This window comes from Rhodococcus sp. PD04, assembly GCF_035918275.1.
GTDB classification, from domain to species: Bacteria; Actinomycetota; Actinomycetes; order Mycobacteriales; family Mycobacteriaceae; genus Rhodococcus; species Rhodococcus rhodochrous.
In genome coordinates, this window is sequence record NZ_CP142143.1 from 171,793 (window position 1) to 187,999 (window position 16,207).

A 16,207-nucleotide genomic window follows, 5' to 3' on the forward strand; every position below is an offset into this window, starting at 1 on the left:
AATCGCTCCGGTCGGCCGTCGATGTCGCCGCCGACCGTATCGCTTCTGCATTTCCTCGAACAGGAGAACCATATGCACATCCGCCCCCACCTGCTCGCGGGTACCGCCGCGTTGTCCGTCTGCGCCGCGGTGCTGACCGGATGTTCGGGCAACTCGGACGCAACGGTCGTCGAAGCCGCGGAGAACGGCCTCGTACCTCTGCGTGTCACGACTCTCGGACTCTGCAACGAGGCTTTGCCCTGGGGCGTCGAAGAGGGGGTGTTCGCCGATCACGGGATCGATCTCGAGCTGATCAACGTCCAGAGCGGTGCCGCCGGAATCTCGGCTCTGCAGGCCGGTGAGGTCGACATCGCCTTCGTGAACTCGTACAGCGCCATGCAGGCCGTGGCGCAAGGGATCGATCTCGTCGTGGCATCGGGTGGCGATCAGTCCACGGACGATGCGAACGCCGTCGTCGTCCCCTCGGGAGCCGGGGTGACCGAGCCGAAACAGCTCCAGGGGAAGAAGGTCGGCGTCAATCAGATCGGTGGACTGGGACACATCCTCACACAGGCGTGGATCGAAGCGGATGCCGGTGAGGCGTCGACGGCCGAGTTCGTCGCACTGCCCTTCCCGGATCTGCTGCCCGGTGTGGTCGCGGGGTCCGTCGACGGTGCGCAGGTGACCGCAGCACAAGCGGTGGCCGGCGAATCGGACGGCACCACGGTGTCGCTCGGCAACCCGTTCTTCGACGGAATCGGCAGTATCCCCACCACCGTCTACGCCTCGACAGGGGCCTTCACAGCGGCGAACGCCGAGACCCTGGCATCCTTCGCCGACGCGATGACGGAGCTCGCGGAGTTGGCGAACGACCCGGCGAACGACGAACAGCGGTGGACGTACACCGCGGAGCTCTGCAAGTCCACACCGGAAACGCTGGCACAGACACCCGAGCCGGAGTTCGTCGGCCGGGTCGACATCGCGTCCTTCGAATCCCTCGTATCCCTGCTCGTCGCCCGTGACTCGCTCACGGAGATCGACCTCGACAGTTTCGTTCCGGAAGGAGTTCGGCAGTGAGTCACGTCCTGAGTCCCGTGGAGGGGCCCGCAGCATGGCGAGGGGATGTGCTGGGGCAGACCGACAGCTGGATCCACCACTTCACGGAGGAAGAACTCGACGAACTGGAGACCGTCGGAAAGCGTTTCCTCCGTGACGATCCCGATCTCCGGTTCGTCTCCCGCGAGGACTACCCCCTTCCGGTCTGCTCCGAGACCATTGCCGCGTGGGGGAACGAACTCGATTACGGGCGAGGCTTCCTGCTGGCGCGCGGTCTGCGGGTCCAGGAGTATTCACACGCCCTGTCGGCCTCCATCTATTTCCTACTCGGGTTGTACCTGGGAACTCCGATGCGTCAGAACCAACTCGGGGACCTGGTCGACCACATCCGGGCGACCTCGAACAAGACCCAGGACGATCCCACCTCGCTGAGTTCGCGCATTCGCAGTCGGCTCGGCTACCACTCGGACTCGTCGGATGTGGTTGCTCTGATGTGCCTGCATCCCTCGATGGAAGGGGGCGCGAGCAGCCTGGTCAGCGGAATGACCATCTACAACGAAGTGCTCAGGGAGCGAACGGATCTGGCGCCTCTGATGTTCGAGAAGTGGTATTGGGACTGGTACAAGCAGGACCACGACGCTCCCGCTCCCGTCTACGATTCGCCGATGTGCGCATACGAGGACGGCGTCTTCAGTTTCTACGGGGGCAATCGGATCCTCTACACCGCTCAGGACTATCCCGAGGTCCCCCGGTTGACGCCGGAACAGATCGAACTGCTCGAACTGCTCGAGGACATCGCGGCCCGTCCCGGGATCGCTCTCCACATGGACTTCCGGCAGGGCGACATCCAGTGGTTGCTCAACTACTCGGCGCTGCATGCCCGTACGGATTTCGTCGACTTCCCGGAGCCCGATCGCCGCCGTCATCTCATGCGGTTGTGGTTGCAGCGCAAGTCGGGTCGTCCCGTTCCGGAAGGCTTCGGACGACATGTCGTCCGCGCGAGGCATCATGTCGAGCCCGACGACGAGGTGACCGGCAAGTTCAGCATCCACTCCGCATCCATCCAGCGGCACGACTGGGGGCTGTAGACCTCTCGCGAAAGTGTTCGACGATCGAGCGACGTCCGGCGTCGCGGTACCACAGGATCCGGTATCGCGACGCCGGACGTTTCTGCGTGCAGGCGGTATCGAATCCGTTGGTGCAATCCAACTTTCGACGTCGGTCTATTGCCGTGGCGGCCAGGTTAACTCTGGAAGACGACCCACCGTCACGATTGACATGATGCTGTCCCGCATACCAATATCGATCTATGGTGCAGGTCGATCTGCAGTCCTCTTCTTCCTCCGATCCGGAACTCCCGCGGTACCGCTGGGTCGTTCTCGCCACCGGAGTCTTCGCTCAGGCGTCGGCAGCGACGGTGCTCCAGGGCATGCCGAGTCTCGCTCCGGCCCTGCGTGCGCGATTCGGTTTGTCGTTGGCACAACTCGGCATGGTGCTCGCGGCGAGCACCGTCGGTCTGCTCATCGCCCTGGTGCCGTGGGGTGCGCTCGCGGATCGGATCGGTGAGCGACTGGTCATGACGCTCGGGCTCGTCGCGACGGGTGGTGCACTCGTCGCCGCGGCTGCCGCGCCGAGCGTCGTGGGACTGTGCGTCGCTCTGGTGGCGGCGGGAGCTGCCTGTGCGAGCGTCAACGCGGCCAGTGGCAGAGCGGTACTGATGTGGTTCTCGCAGGGGGAGCGCGGCCTGGCTATGGGGGCGAGGCAGACGGCGATACCCGTCGGTGCCGGCCTCGCCGCGCTCGGGCTTCCTGCAGCGGAACGCGCCTGGGGACTCGGTGGTGCGTTCCTCGCCGCAGCGGTGGCGGTACTCACGGGTGCGGTAGCGGCTGTGGTGTTCATCAGGGAACCCCGGGTGCACGAGACGGCGGTCGCGCGGTCCGGGCTGTCCGCCGATCCCGGTGGGACCCGCTCCGTGGCCTGGTTGTGTGCTGTGTCGCTACTGCTCGTGGTGCCGCAGCTCGCTGTCGTCTCCTTCATGGTCGTCTACCTCGTCGACGAGCATGCGATGGATCCCGCTACAGCGGCCGCGCTGCTCGCGCTGGTGCAGTTCGGCGGTGGTGCACTGAGGATCGGCCTGGGTGCATGGTCGGATCGTTCCGGCCGTCGTCTGCCTCCTCTGATGGTCGTCTCCGCGGTGACGAGTGCGCTGTTCGCCGTGCTCGCGGTGGGGGCATGGCTCGGCGGGCCGATCGTGGTCCCGATCCTGATGATCGCCGGCCTGGCCGGGGTCAGCTGGAACGGGTTGGCCTTCACCGCGGTGGGGGAGGCGGCCGACCCCCGCCGTATCGGACTCGTTCTCGGCATCCAGAACACCGCTGTCGCAGCCGGAATGGTCCTCACCCCGCCTGTTCTGGGCGCCGTCGTCGAATCGGCGGACTGGCCGTTCTCGTTCGTCGTGGCCGGAGTGGCGGCAGCGACGGCGGCGACGATCCTCGCCGTCCTGCTGCGTGTCGGTGCGCGGCCGAGGTTACATCTGTGAATCGAGTCCGTTAAACCCCTCGTCCCGTGTTGACGGTATCCCCTCGACTGAACGACCATCTCGTAGTACGAGATGTCATCTTGCAATGAACAGCAACGTGATTGGGAGCGCTCATGACTGCAATTCTGCCCGGGGTGGGTGCGGCCCCGGACGCCGACCGATTGGAGGTCGGCAATTCCCTCGTGGTCCAGGACTGGGAGGCCCTCACCTTCCGGGTCCACAGGCGCGCCTACCGGGACGAGGAGATCTTCGCGCGGGAGCGGGAGAAGATCTGGGGCCGGACCTGGCTGTACCTCGGTCACGAGAGCGAGATTCCCGAACCGGGAGACTTCAAGACCCGCAGCCTGGGTGGACGTCCCCTGATCTTCGTCCGTGACAGTCACGGTACCGTGCAGGCCTATCTGAATGCGTGTCCGCACCGTGGGACGATCCTCTGCCGGGAACCGGAAGGAAGAGCGAAGAACTTCCAATGCTTCTACCACGCCTGGACCTTCCGCAACTCCGGTGAACTCGCCGCGCTTCCGGACAAGGATGCCTATCCGCAGGACAGTGCATTCGTCGAATCGCTGTCGTTGAGGCGGGTTCCGCGTCTGGGTATCCACGAGGGCTTCGTCTTCGTCGCCTTCACCCAGGAGGTTCCCGACCTGCTCGACCATCTGGGCGCTGCAGCCGACTACATGTCGATGACAGCGTCCATCGGCCCGGAGGGCATGACGACACTGCCGGGCGTCCAGAAGTACAGCGTCAAGGGGAACTGGAAGCTCGCCGTCGAGAACGCCATGGATGGCTACCATTTCGCTCCGACGCACAACACCTTCGTCGGCTATCTCCGCGAAACGGGTTTCGCCGTCACCGATCACGACCAGCACGCTCACGATCTCGGTAACGGACACGGTCTGCTCGTCCTCACCGGCCACAACGGCCGGATCGGCATGGTCTGGGAACCCCGATTCGGAGATACGGAGAAGGAACGGATCGTCGGGAAGCGGGCGGAGATGGAAGCTCGCCTCGGAACGGAACGAGCCGCACAGGTCGCGGACGCGTCCAAGATCCTCTTCGTCTTCCCCAATCTGCTGCTCTTCGATCTGGAGGCATTGACCATCCGGCAACTCGAACCTGTGGGTCCAGGGCAGACCGACGTGCGGGCATGGCAGTTCGTCGAGATCGGGGAGCCCGACGAGGTGCGGGCGCTACGTCTGAAGACGATGGCCAGCTTCGTCGGCCCCGGTGGTCTCGCCACACCCGACGACATCGAGGCGTACGAGGCCGTCCAGCGCGGCATCGTCGCGACGGCGGACGTCTCCGCCTACGCCGAGTTCGGCGACAGTGATCTGGACTGGAGCGATATGTCGCGCGGTATGGCCGACGATCTCGAAGGCCCTTCGGGCCGCTCGGTCGACGAAGGCGCGATGCGCAGTTTCTGGCGCCACTGGAGCAGGCGCATCGGACCGGTCGCAAGCGTGGATGCCGGCAATGCGGAAGGAACCACGGCATGACTCTCATGGAAACGACTCCCGGAACTGCACAGTCATCCGACGCCGGCGCGCCTGTCGTATCGCGCGCCGAGGTGGAGGACTTCCTCATCGCCGAAGCCGCGCTTCTCGACGAGTGGAAGCTCGATCGGTGGCTCGAGTTGTTCGTACCGGGTGCGTCGATGCAGGTCCCCACGACCGATCAATGGGCATTGGGGCCCGACGCCGCAGGCTATTTCGTCGCGGACGACTGGGATCTGATCCAGGCGCGTGTCAAACGTCTCAAGAGCAGGAAGGCACACGCGGAGAACCCGCATTCGCGCACCACCCGGCTCGTCGGGAACGTGAGAGTGCTCGAGCAGTCGGGTGACGCCGTGCGTGTCGCAGCCAACTTCGTCATCCACAGGTTCCGCGACGGACACGGTTTCACCTATGCGGGTCGCTACGACCACACCTTGGAGGTCGGCGACTCGGGGCTGCGTTTCGTGCTCCGTCGTGCCGTCCTGACCAACGAGGCGATGGCTCCCGGCGCACGGCTCAGCTTCATCGTCTGATCCCGCCCGCACGAACCCGGCCGCACGGGCCGTCGACGACAACGGGGTTCCCGGAGACACATCTCCGGGAACCCCGTTGCTCACGTCCAGGCGGGGAAGTCCTTCTTCCGGATCAGGCAGTGCACTCCCTTGACGTCGTCGACGACCTGGCTCACGGCGAGGTCACCGGCGGCACTCAGATAGAGATACGCGACCGACGGCGGAACCTCCGCCACCTCACCGAGGATCCTGATGGCCTCACGGACGCACTTCTTCACCGCTTCGTCCAGATCCCGGTCCATGCCGATCGCGATCCAGTGCTCCGAGGTCTCACCGAACGGCCCGCTCAGAGCTCCTGTCGATGCGAATGCCTCGTCCGGTGTGAGAACGGTGAGCCGTACCGTCGTGCGCAGGGATGCCTCCAGCGCCGTCAGGGAGACCTCGCCGTTGCCCTGCGCGAAGTGCGGATCGCCCATGTAGTAGCCGGCGCCGTCGACCTGCACGGGAAGGTAGAGGGCGGAACCACCGGCGAGATCACGCACGTCCATGTTCCCTCCGTGCGCGCCCGGCGGGATCGTGTTCAGTGCTTCCTCGGTGGCGGCCGTGACACCGGACAATCCCATGAACGGCGCGATGGGGAACGAGGCGCTACCGCTGTTCCACTCCATGGTGGCCCGTGCGCTCGCGAGGTCGACGGTGCAGAACTGGCTGATGATCGGAACCGCTTCGCCGGTGGTGTCGTCGACGGGACGTTCTCCTGCGAGACAACCGAGACCGTGACGGCTGGACACGACCCCGTAGGGAACGCGCGGTGTCAGTTCGAGGTATTCGACCTTGAGGATGTCCCCGGGCTGCGCCCCTTCGACATGGACCGGACCGGTGACGACGTGAGGGCCGTCCGGGCCGCGGGTGTGGACCACATCGGATGCGGCGAGATCGACGAGATCCGTCAGCACGTCGTCGCGTGCGACGCCACGTTCGCCGAAGTAGGCCAGGGGATCACGCCCCTGGTCCTCCATGAGTCCCTCGTGGGAGATGGTGTCGAAGGTGACGGTCTCGCCGGAGGAGATGGTGAGGACGGGTTTGCGGGAGGGGGTGGGCAGTCTGCCCCAGGTCAGTGCCCCGCCCTCCGCGGGGACGTAGTGCTGTCCGGGGATCGGACCGGTATGGGGCTGCAGAACGGTCACGGGGAGACCTTTCGGGCGGCCGCCACGATATGCGGACGGATTGCCGAATCGGACGGCAGGATACGGATTTTCGATTCAGACGCTAGGCCCCGAGAGTTCCGCTCACGTTACGAGCGTGTTGAATTATGAAACGTTGTCTCGTATAGCTTGACGCTCGCTGTTCCTGTTCCTAGGGTTCGACAACAAGGGCGACCGAGTGCCCTTGGAAGGAAGGCGAATTCGGTGAGTGAGAAAACACAGCGAAGGCTGGGTCCGTCGGGGGCAGCCTTCATCCGCCTGTCCGTACCGGACATGGCATCCACCATCGAGTTCCTCGAGTACCACGTCGGTTTCGCACTCGAGGAGCACGACGAGACGCACGCCTATCTCCGTGTCGGCACCGAGCATCACAGCCTCGAGCTCGTCCACGATCCTTCCCTCATGGCGTTCCGATACGACGGCGTGGGATTCAGGGTGGACGACGAGGCCGTCCTGTCGGACCTGGAGGAACGCGTCCGCGCCGCCGGCCACGAGGTTCTACCGCTCACCGAAGGCATGAAAGGTCTCTGCCGGCAGGGGTTCGCGGTGGTCGACCCGAACGGCACCCTCGTCGAATTGTTCACGGGCTTCCTCGAATATGCCGAGACCCCGTGGCCGGACCTTCGTCCCCAGCGCTTCGTGCATCCCTTCGTGGTCACCGACCGCTACGAGGAGACCCTGAACTTCTACATGAACGTCCTGGGATTCCTGGCTTCGGACTACGTCGAGGACTTCACCGCGTTCCTGCGCTGCGAGGATCGCTACCACCACAGCCTCGCCATCCGCCGAGCGGACCGGTACGCCCTCGAACACGCGTGCTTCATCATGGGTGATCTCGACGGAGTGATGCGACGCCGGGCTCGTGCCCAGCACAAGCAGGTTCGTATCCTCGGCGATGTCGTGAACCACTCGGCGTCCACATCCATCGCCTTCTATCTCTACGACGAGCGGCACGGGCCCCGCTGGGAACTGTGCGACGGGCATCGGGTGTTCACACCCGAGGAACACGAGACGCACAGACCGCGTCGGCTGAAGCGGGATCCCCGCAACATCGATGTGTGGCGCGCCGCTTCCGACGACCGCACCTGGGCGCACTGACATCGGCGGCCACGAAGAACCCGTCGTCGACCGTGCTGAGCTCCTCGACGTTCTGAGACTTCTGACCGGACGACCGACCCCTCACGGCGAGGAACTCGCGTCGGCGCGCGCGGTGCAGGGCTGGATCGCGGAACATCTTCCGGAGGTGTCGGCCGTGGTCCACCCTGCGGGAAGCACAGCAAATCTCGTCTGCAGTGTCGGTTCGGGTCCGGAGCTGGTGCTGTACTCGCACCTCGACACCTCACTGACCGGGCACGGTGACCGGGACGGTGGGGTCACGGGACACGATGACGACGCTCCACTCGGACTGGAGGAGAACGGAGATCTCGTCTCCGGTTTCGGGGTCGGAGTAGCGCGAGGACCGGCCTCCGCTGCCGTTGCCGCGTTCGCGGCCGCCGCACGTGCCACGGCCGACCGGCACCGACGAGGTCGCCTGACGCTGTTGCTCGCCGGTGGGGGCACGCATCGGGACGGAACCGGTGAACACGGAGCCGGTGTCCGCAGATTTCTGGAAGGCAGACCGCGTCCCGCTGCGGCGATCGTCGCCAAAGGCGGACCGGACGGTGTGCTCTACGCCGAGCCGGGGGCCGTCTACCTGCGGGTGCGGGTCGGGACCCGTCGCGGCGTCGTACTCGCCCGTGAGCACGCGACACCACCCGGCGGACTCGTCGTGCATGCCGGCACGGTGATCGCGGCCATCGAAAGGTGGCGCGCCGAGGTGGTCTTCGCTCCCGGCGCGGCCACCGGCCCGACCGCACGCGAAGCAGGTATCGGTGCACTGCACAGTGGTTCTCCGGCGAAACCGGATCTGCTGCCCGCCGTCCTCGACATACATCTCTACCTGGTCACCCTGCCGGGAGACGACGTCGTCGAACTCGTCGATGCACTGCGCCGGGTCCTGCACGACGATCTTGCGGCGAGTCCCCTGGCCGAGTGCACCGTCGAGGTCACTGCCGGGCCGCACCAGCGAGGCGGAGGGACGTCACCGACGGCCCCGATCGCTGTGCGGACACGGGCGGCGTGGATGCGTCACAGTCGAGGAAGGATGCCATCCGAGGTGCTCGGGTGGAGGGGGTCGACCGACGGTACCGTGTTCCGCGAGCATGGCATCGCTACGGTTCGGACGGGTCCGGCTGCAGCGCCCGATCCGGCGGATTCCGACCGGGACTCGGTCGCCGCCGGAGAACTGGTGCGCTATGCGCGAATCTACGCTCAGGTCGGTGCGCACTGGCTCACCGATCCCGACAGGGAGGGATAGACCGTGGGAGACGACGACAAGGGCGCACCGGCGATCCAGGCGGTCGAGCGCGCTGCAGTGATCCTGGCCGCTTTCTCGGGTGCGCGACCGCGCCTGACGCTGAACGAGATCACCGCCGTGCTCGGGACGAGCAAGGCCACCGCGCACCGGTACACGAAAGCATTGCGGGCGGTGAACCTCCTGCGATTCGATCCGGCCGAGAGCGTGTACACCCTCGGTCCTCAGGTGCTCGCACTGGCGGCCGCAGCGCGGGCCGGTCTCCCGGTGGTGCGTATCGCGGAACCGTTCATGGACCAGCTCCTGCGCGACGTTCAGGAGACCGTCGTCCTCTCGGTCTGGGACGGCGAGAGTCCGATCGTGGTCGCTGCAGCGGATCACACGGATGCGATCGCGCGGATCACCGTCAACGTGGGGACGAGGCTCTCACCCACGGCGACCGCTCAGGGCCGGGTCTTCTGCGCGCTCCTCCCCGAGGACGAGGTACCGATGCTGCGGCGGGAGACGAAGGCGAATCCGGACTTCGCCCGCGAACTGTCCGCTATCCGGGAGACCGGAATATCGTTGAAATCACCTGTTGTCAACGGTGTTCGGACACTGGCAGCGCCTGTCTTCCAGGGTGGAAGAGTGGTTGCTGCGCTGGCAGTCCTGTCCATTGCCGTACCCGGAGAGGTCGACATCGACCTGCAGGCACGCGAACTGCTGAAGACCGCGGAGAACCTGTCGGCAGAACTCGGCCGCGTCTGACGGGGGAAGACACCGTCTGTCGGGCGGGTGACGTTCTGCCGACAGGCCACGCCCTCATCGATCGGAGGAGTGCCCCGGTGTCGTCGACAGAGACGAATCGATCAGCGGGGCAAGGTTGTTCACCGCAGCCGCCGCTTCTCCGAAACCGACGCTCATCAATCTCACCTTGCCGGGATACTCGCTGATGTCACCGGCCGAGTAGACGCGCGGAAGCGAGGTCTGCTGATGGCGGTCGACGAGTATCCGGCGGCGCTCCTGGGCCAGCCCCCACGTGTCGAGAGGACCGAGATCGGCAATGAATCCGAGGGCGGCGACCACACTGCCGGCGGAGATGGTGATCGGATCGGCGCCGCGTTCACGGACGGTGACCGAGTCGATGCGCTCCTCGCCGCCGATCGCGACCACTTCGTGTGGGGTGAGAATCCGGACGCTCGACTTCTGCAACGTTGCGACACTGCGCTCGTGGGCGCGGAAGACCGGACGCCGATGGACGAGTGTGACCGACGCAGCGACGGGTTCGAGACTGAGGGCCCAGTCGACCGCGGAATCGCCACCTCCGACGACCACGACGTCCTCACCGGCGAGATCGTCCGGCCGCGGGACGAAGTACCGGAGCCCGCGCCCCAGATAGTCCGAGCCGACCGGGAGCTCGCGAGGAATGAAGCTTCCCACGCCGCCGGTGATCAGCAGCGCCTTTGCTTCGATGCGATGCCCGAGATCGGTGGTGACGACGATTCCGTCGTCGACGTGTTCGAGAGTGGTGGCCGTGTGCCCGAGGATCAGGACGGGTTCTGCCGACATGGCCTGGGCGTGGAGTCGGTCGACGAGTTCGCGGCCTTTCACCGACGGAAAACCGGCGATGTCGTAGATCGGCTTCTCCGGATACATGGCCGCGACCTGTCCGCCCACCTCGGGCAGGGAGTCCACGAGAGCGACGTTCATCCCGCGGAAACCGGCGTAGTAGGTGGCGTAGAGGCCCGCGGGCCCTGCTCCGACGACGAGCAGATCGGTGACGGTCGTGTTCGCCGTCGCCCCGACGGCCTGTGCGAGATCAGTCATCGGACCAGGACGCAACGACGGGATGGTCCACTCCGACACGCCCGATCTTCCGGGCGCCTCCGGGAGAGCCGACGGAGGAGAAGAACTCTGCGTTGATCTCGACGAACGCGCGGCGTTCGTCCGGTACGTCCTCCTCGTGGAAGATCGAGATCACCGGGCAGGCCGGTTCGCAGCGTCCGCATTCGACACACTCGTCGGGGTGGATGTACATCATCCTGTCGCCCTCGTAGATGCAGTCCACCGGACATTCCTCCATGCACGACTTGTCGGTCTCGTCGATGCAGGAACTGGTGATGACGTAGGCCATGTTGCCCCTTCGTCTCGTATTGCAAGTTGCTCTGTCGTAATACGAGATGGTTTCTGGGTGTGGACCGTCTGTCAATCGGTGCGCGGCAGTCTTCACGGGAGTTCACGAAGTCGTAACGGTTGCCCCGATCGGCCGAGCGCGCAGCGCATTCGGGCGGAATGCGGGTCCGCGTCCCTGCGTGTCGCGTGCTGCCGCTGCGCACAAGCGGGGGCGGTGATGGAAATGTACTTCCAGTTGGTTTCAAGCCTTCAAACGGTCCACAAGTAGAGCATTCTCGCTACTATTGAGTGATGGAGAAGGTTTTGGTGGTCTACGGAACTCGTCCCGAGGCGATCAAGATGGCGCCGGTCGTCACCGCCCTGCAGAGATCGGAAGTACTCGAACCCGTTGTCGCAGTGACCGGCCAGCACCGCGAGATGCTGGACCAGGTCAACACCCTGTTCGGTATCGAACCGAGCCACGACCTCGACATCCTCACCCAACGGCAAGGGCTCGAGGCCATCACGGCCAAGGCCCTCGGCGGGGTGTCGGATGTGATCGCGCGAGAGGAACCCGGTGCGGTTCTCGTCCAAGGAGATACGACGACCTGCTTCGCCGCGGCCCTCGCGGCGTTCTACTGCAAGGTGCCGCTCGTGCACCTCGAGGCCGGACTCCGGACGGGGGATCGCTACAACCCCTTCCCCGAGGAGCTCAACCGGCGCCTGACCTCGCAACTGGCGTCGCTGCACCTGGCACCCACCCCCACCTCCCGCGCCAATCTCCTGGCGGACGGGATCGATCCCGGCGACATCGTCGTCACCGGAAATACGGTGATCGACGCGCTCTACACGGTGACCTCGCAACAACCCTCGCTCGACAACCCGGATCTCGCTCCGCTGCTGGGCCGTCCGATGGTTCTCGTCACGGCACATCGGCGCGAGTCCTGGGGCGAGCCGATGGCGTGCTCGGCGCGGGCCATCGCCCGTCTGGCCCGCGCGTTCCCGCACATGACCTTCCTGTTGCCGGCACACCTCAACCCGGTCGTACGGGAGGTGCTCCTGCCGCCCCTCGCCGATCTCGACAATGTGATAGTGACGAATCCGCTGTCCTACAGCGACTTCGCACTCGCGATGGCGGCGTCGACGATCGTGCTGACCGACAGCGGAGGTGTGCAGGAGGAAGCACCGAGCCTCGGCAAGCCGGTCCTCGTGATGCGCGAGACCACCGAGCGACCCGAAGCCGTCACGGCGGGAACCGTCCGGCTGGTGGGGACGGACGAGGAACTCATCGTCGAATGGGTCACCCGGCTGCTCACGCAACCTGCCGCGTACGACGAAATGGCACGCGCGGTCAATCCGTACGGCGACGGGAGCGCCGCACAGCGTTCCGTGGCGGCGATCGAGCACTTCTTCGGCCTCGGACCTCGCCCCTCGGAGTTCGCGCCCGTCGAGGCGGTCGGCTCCTACTGACAGGACCGGATGCTGCGTCGTCCGAAACGAATGTCCCTCGAAGGAATACGGCCGGTAGGTGTGAGAACACCTACCGGCCGCATTTCGTGGGTTCAGCGCCACACCCCGCGAGTGTCGTACACGACCTTGCCTGCCAGGAGGCTGCGCGACAGCGAACGGAACTGGTCGTGATCCACGAGCTCGACGACGATGTCCGCCGCGGCGATGGCATCCCGGCACCGCGCGGTGCGCACGCTCTCGTACCCGGCGAGGGTGTCGGGCACCTCGTGCACGAACGGGTCGGCGAGCAGGAGTTCGACGTCAGGCAACGCCTTGGCGATGAGCTCGACGACGTGCAGCGCCGGGCTCTCCCGGATGTCGTCGACGTTGGCCTTGAACGTCAGTCCCAGACACGCGACCGTCGGATTCTTGAAGCGCGTACAGGTTTCGATGACCTGCTGGGCCACGTAGTTCGGCTTGGAATCGTTGATCTCGCGAGCGGTGCGGATCAGCTTCGCCGAACCCGGTGACGCGCCGACGATGAACCACGGGTCGACGGCGATGCAGTGCCCGCCGACACCTGGGCCGGGACTGAGGATGTTCACCCGGGGATGGCGGTTCGCCAGGCGGATGACCTCCCAGACATCCAGTTCGAGTTCGTCCGAGACGTACGACAACTCGTTGGCGAAGGCGATGTTGATGTCGCGGTAGGCGTTCTCGACGAGCTTCGCCATCTCGGCGCTCGCGGCGTCGGTCAGGCAGATCTCGCCCTGGCAGAAGACGCGGTAGATCGAGGCGGCGCGCTGAGCGCACAGCGGCGTGATCCCGCCGACCACCCGGTCGTTCGTGATCATCTCGATCATGATGCGTCCCGGGAGCACCCGTTCGGGGCAGTGGGCGATGTGGATGTCCGGCAGACCCTCGTCGGTGTGGGGGAGACGGAGATCCGGTCGCAGTTCGGACAACCACCGGCTGACGCTCTCGGTGGTGCCGGGTGGTGACGTCGATTCGAGCACCACGATCTCCCCGCCACGCAACTGCGGGGCGATCTGTTCGGTCGCCCGCCGCACGTACGACAGGTCGGCGGTGTGGTCGGCGTTGAACGGTGTCGGCACGGCGATGATGTACGCGTCGGCGAGGGGAACGGTGTCGGTCGCGCTCAACGTCCCCATGGCCACGGCGCCGGCCAGGCTCACCGCGAGATCGGGTTCGGCGAACGGCACCTCGCCCCGCGAGACGGCCGACACGATACGGGGATCGATGTCCACGCCGATGACGTCGATGTCGCGGGTCGCGAGGACGACGGCCGTCGGCAGGCCGATGTAGCCGAGTCCGACGACGGCGACGGTGCCGCTGAATGTGTCAGCCATGATGCTTCCTCGGGGTCGGGAGTTTCTCGGGACGCGGATAGGGCGGGGTGGTGCGGAAACGCTCGCGGGCGAGCAGGATCAGGAACGCGGTGTTGGTAGTGAGGTAGCGCCGCCACATCCGGCGCGGTTCCTGCAGGAGGCGGTAGGCCCACTCCATGCCGGCGCGTTGCCACCGCTCGGGTGCGCGCTTGGTGATCCCGGCGAGGACGTCGAACGAGCCACCCACACCGTGACGGATCGGGACGTCCAGCACGTCCTCCCAGCGCCGCAGGAAGTTCTCCTTGCGAGGGGAGGGCATGCCGAGGAACAGCATGTCCGCCCGGGATTCGCGGATGGCCCGGGCGAGCGCTTCCTCCTCCGATTCGTCGAAGTAGCCGTGGTGGGCGCCGGCGATCCGGAGTCCGGGGTACTTCGTGGTGAGGACGTCGACGAGGGCGTCGAGCACCGACTGCTCCGCGCCGAGCAGATAGACGGAGCGGTGTTCGGCGTCGGCCGTCGCGAGCAGCGAGGTGAACAGGTCGATTCCGGCGACGCGTTCGGGTAGTGGATATCCCAGGAGGTTGCCCGCCCACACGACCGCCTGCCCGTCGGCGAGGAGTATGTCGCACTCGAGCAGGGATTCGCGCAGGGCCGTGTCCTTGCGGAGACGAACGGTCTTCGCGGCGTTGACGACTCCGACGGTCATCGGTTCTCGGCGTTCGAGGGCGCCGCGGCATCGCGCCACGGCCTCGTCCATCGTGACGGCGTCGAGCGGCATCCCGAACAGGGTCGTCGCCGTGGGGACGCCGGTGGTGGGGTTCGCGGTCATCGGGTTCCTCCGAATTCGTTGCGCGGCAGCCACGCGTAGAGCATCCAGCCGAGTTCGTACGGGCGGCATTCGTAGTCCACGACTCCGGCGGGAAGGAGCCGATCGAGTCCCGAGAGTTCCGAGCCCGGGCGCAGCGCGGTGGTCGCGGCGGCAAGTGATCTCGCGGCCTTGCGCGGTTCGCGCCGGCCGACCTTGCGCCAGACGACGTCCTGGGACTCGCAGACGAGATCGGCCAGCGTCTCGGGATGACTCTGCAGCCAGTCGATCCCGAGTTCGATCGCGGCGGTGTGGTCGTCACCGCCGGCTGCGGCAAGATCGAACAGCACCATCGGCGCCATCGCGTGCTGATGGACGCTGTAGACGGGGAAGCGCTCGACCACGGTGTGTCCACGCGAGTCGTAGTGCCACCACCACTGGCCGGCCTCGCCCTGCAGTGCACAGATCCTGGTGGCGCACGCGTTCGCCGCGGCGAGCGCGACGTCGTCGTCCGTCGCCGCGGCCGTCCGGGCGAGTGCCTGCAGGGGATAGACCTGGTCGGCGAAGGAACCGATGTGCCGGCGCAGTCTGTTTCCCGTGCCCACGGGAATCATGTGGGGGAAGAGACCGCCGGGACCCTGCGCGGCGAGGATCCGTCGCTTCAGTGTCCGTACGAGATCGTCGGACTCGAACTGTGTGCGTGCGGCGAGTGCGGCGGTGAGCGCCCAGGACGCATCGACCGTCGCCAGGGGGCTGCCGCTCTCGCACCGGCTCCGGAGTTCCTCGTAGAGCGCGGAGTCGACCGAACCGGTGATCTCGGCGCAGGCCCACACGGCGAGGGCGAGGGCGCCGGTGTCGCGGTGGCCGCGGGCCCGGATCCCTGCGCGACGGGCGAGCTCCGCGGCCGTGTCCCCGTGCAGCGCGCTCCGCTGTGCGTGTTCGGGCAGCAGGTGCAGTCCGAGGGCGGCGATCGAGGTGTACCGCGTGCTCCGTCCCTCGAGCCGGAGTTCGGTGCCGAACGACGTCCTGACGCCGCGTGCGGTCTGGGGGGAGCCGTCCCCGTCGTACATGCGGGTGAGCCCGCGGACGGCGAGATCGGTCAACTGGATGACGCGTACGGCCGTCTCCGGTCGGGTGCCGGTCCGCGGTGGGGCGTGGTCCTTGTGCAGTCCTGCCGCAATCTTCATGGGAACTCCTTCGCGGGACGAATGCCGTGTCCGTGGAGTGGATGAAAGTCTGTGGATGGCGGAAATAAACTGATGTAAGGATAGCTACTGGGCTAGAAAAAGCCCTAGAGTTTGTTTAAGCCTTGTTGACGGACTTCGTATGTGTTTTAGTGGGATCACGATCGAAATCTCGGACCCATCGACATTCCT

General features: G+C 66.0%; 15 protein-coding genes. 9 read left to right on the plus strand and 6 right to left on the minus strand.

Features of this window, described 5'->3' with window-relative positions:
- Positions 1-72 precede the first annotated feature (72 nt).
- The 5 genes from U9J23_RS00845 (at position 73) to U9J23_RS00865 (ending at position 5,600) form a co-directional block, all read left to right on the plus strand.
- On the plus strand, positions 73-1,056 hold the full coding sequence (locus U9J23_RS00845) for an ABC transporter substrate-binding protein (protein ID WP_272266395.1): 984 nt from the start codon (positions 73-75) through the stop codon (positions 1,054-1,056).
- A complete protein-coding gene (locus tag U9J23_RS00850) occupies positions 1,053-2,123 on the plus strand; it encodes a TauD/TfdA family dioxygenase (RefSeq protein WP_326600913.1) in 1,071 nt (356 codons plus the stop codon). Before U9J23_RS00845 ends, U9J23_RS00850 begins: the two co-directional genes overlap by 4 nt.
- A gap of 221 nt (positions 2,124-2,344) precedes the next feature.
- Complete coding sequence (locus U9J23_RS00855) at positions 2,345-3,574, plus strand: MFS transporter (protein ID WP_059382106.1); 1,230 nt, start codon at positions 2,345-2,347, stop codon at positions 3,572-3,574.
- A 113-nt stretch (positions 3,575-3,687) separates the two neighbouring features.
- Positions 3,688-5,070: an aromatic ring-hydroxylating oxygenase subunit alpha gene (locus tag U9J23_RS00860; RefSeq protein WP_080968221.1), complete on the plus strand. Its 1,383-nt coding sequence runs from the start codon at positions 3,688-3,690 to the stop codon at positions 5,068-5,070.
- The gene (locus U9J23_RS00865; RefSeq protein ID WP_080968222.1) at positions 5,067-5,600 is read left to right on the plus strand and encodes an aromatic-ring-hydroxylating dioxygenase subunit beta; all 534 of its coding nucleotides are present in this window, start codon (positions 5,067-5,069) and stop codon (positions 5,598-5,600) included. Before U9J23_RS00860 ends, U9J23_RS00865 begins: the two co-directional genes overlap by 4 nt.
- Before the next feature lie 80 nt (positions 5,601-5,680).
- Here the strand turns inward: U9J23_RS00865 and U9J23_RS00870 are convergent, their stop codons facing one another.
- Positions 5,681-6,766: an acetamidase/formamidase family protein gene (locus U9J23_RS00870; protein WP_059382109.1), complete on the minus strand. Its 1,086-nt coding sequence runs from the start codon at positions 6,764-6,766 to the stop codon at positions 5,681-5,683.
- A 222-nt stretch (positions 6,767-6,988) separates the two neighbouring features.
- Between U9J23_RS00870 and U9J23_RS00875 the strand changes: the two genes are divergently transcribed.
- From U9J23_RS00875 to U9J23_RS00885, 3 genes are all read left to right on the plus strand, one after another.
- Positions 6,989-7,882: a VOC family protein gene (locus tag U9J23_RS00875; protein ID WP_255247729.1), complete on the plus strand. Its 894-nt coding sequence runs from the start codon at positions 6,989-6,991 to the stop codon at positions 7,880-7,882.
- 154 nt (positions 7,883-8,036) lie between these two features.
- A complete protein-coding gene (locus U9J23_RS00880; protein ID WP_155418941.1) occupies positions 8,037-9,140 on the plus strand; it encodes a hypothetical protein in 1,104 nt (367 codons plus the stop codon).
- Between the two features lie 3 nt (positions 9,141-9,143).
- A complete protein-coding gene (locus tag U9J23_RS00885; RefSeq protein ID WP_059382112.1) occupies positions 9,144-9,884 on the plus strand; it encodes an IclR family transcriptional regulator in 741 nt (246 codons plus the stop codon).
- Between the two features lie 54 nt (positions 9,885-9,938).
- Here the strand turns inward: U9J23_RS00885 and U9J23_RS00890 are convergent, their stop codons facing one another.
- On the minus strand, positions 9,939-10,943 hold the full coding sequence (locus U9J23_RS00890; RefSeq protein ID WP_272266397.1) for an NAD(P)/FAD-dependent oxidoreductase: 1,005 nt from the start codon (positions 10,941-10,943) through the stop codon (positions 9,939-9,941).
- Positions 10,936-11,250 carry a ferredoxin gene (gene fdxA, locus U9J23_RS00895; RefSeq protein WP_059382114.1) on the minus strand — a complete coding sequence of 105 codons (315 nt, stop codon included), beginning with the start codon at positions 11,248-11,250 and terminating at the stop codon, positions 10,936-10,938. The genes U9J23_RS00890 and fdxA overlap by 8 nt, the downstream gene beginning before the upstream one ends.
- A gap of 290 nt (positions 11,251-11,540) precedes the next feature.
- Here fdxA and wecB point away from each other — a divergent pair, with 290 nt between their 5' ends.
- Positions 11,541-12,698 carry a non-hydrolyzing UDP-N-acetylglucosamine 2-epimerase gene (gene wecB / locus U9J23_RS00900; protein WP_272266398.1) on the plus strand — a complete coding sequence of 386 codons (1,158 nt, stop codon included), beginning with the start codon at positions 11,541-11,543 and terminating at the stop codon, positions 12,696-12,698.
- Positions 12,699-12,790: 92 nt separating this feature from the next.
- Here wecB and wecC read toward each other — a convergent pair whose 3' ends face one another.
- From wecC to U9J23_RS00915, 3 genes are read right to left on the minus strand one after another with little or no spacing between them, the layout of a single operon-like run.
- Positions 12,791-14,047 carry a UDP-N-acetyl-D-mannosamine dehydrogenase gene (gene wecC, locus U9J23_RS00905; protein WP_085468746.1) on the minus strand — a complete coding sequence of 419 codons (1,257 nt, stop codon included), beginning with the start codon at positions 14,045-14,047 and terminating at the stop codon, positions 12,791-12,793.
- Entirely contained in the window at positions 14,040-14,855 is an 816-nt protein-coding gene (locus U9J23_RS00910; protein WP_145709233.1) for a WecB/TagA/CpsF family glycosyltransferase, read from the minus strand. The genes wecC and U9J23_RS00910 overlap by 8 nt, the downstream gene beginning before the upstream one ends.
- Positions 14,852-16,018: a hypothetical protein gene (locus U9J23_RS00915; protein WP_272266399.1), complete on the minus strand. Its 1,167-nt coding sequence runs from the start codon at positions 16,016-16,018 to the stop codon at positions 14,852-14,854. Before U9J23_RS00915 ends, U9J23_RS00910 begins: the two co-directional genes overlap by 4 nt.
- Positions 16,019-16,207 lie beyond the last annotated feature (189 nt).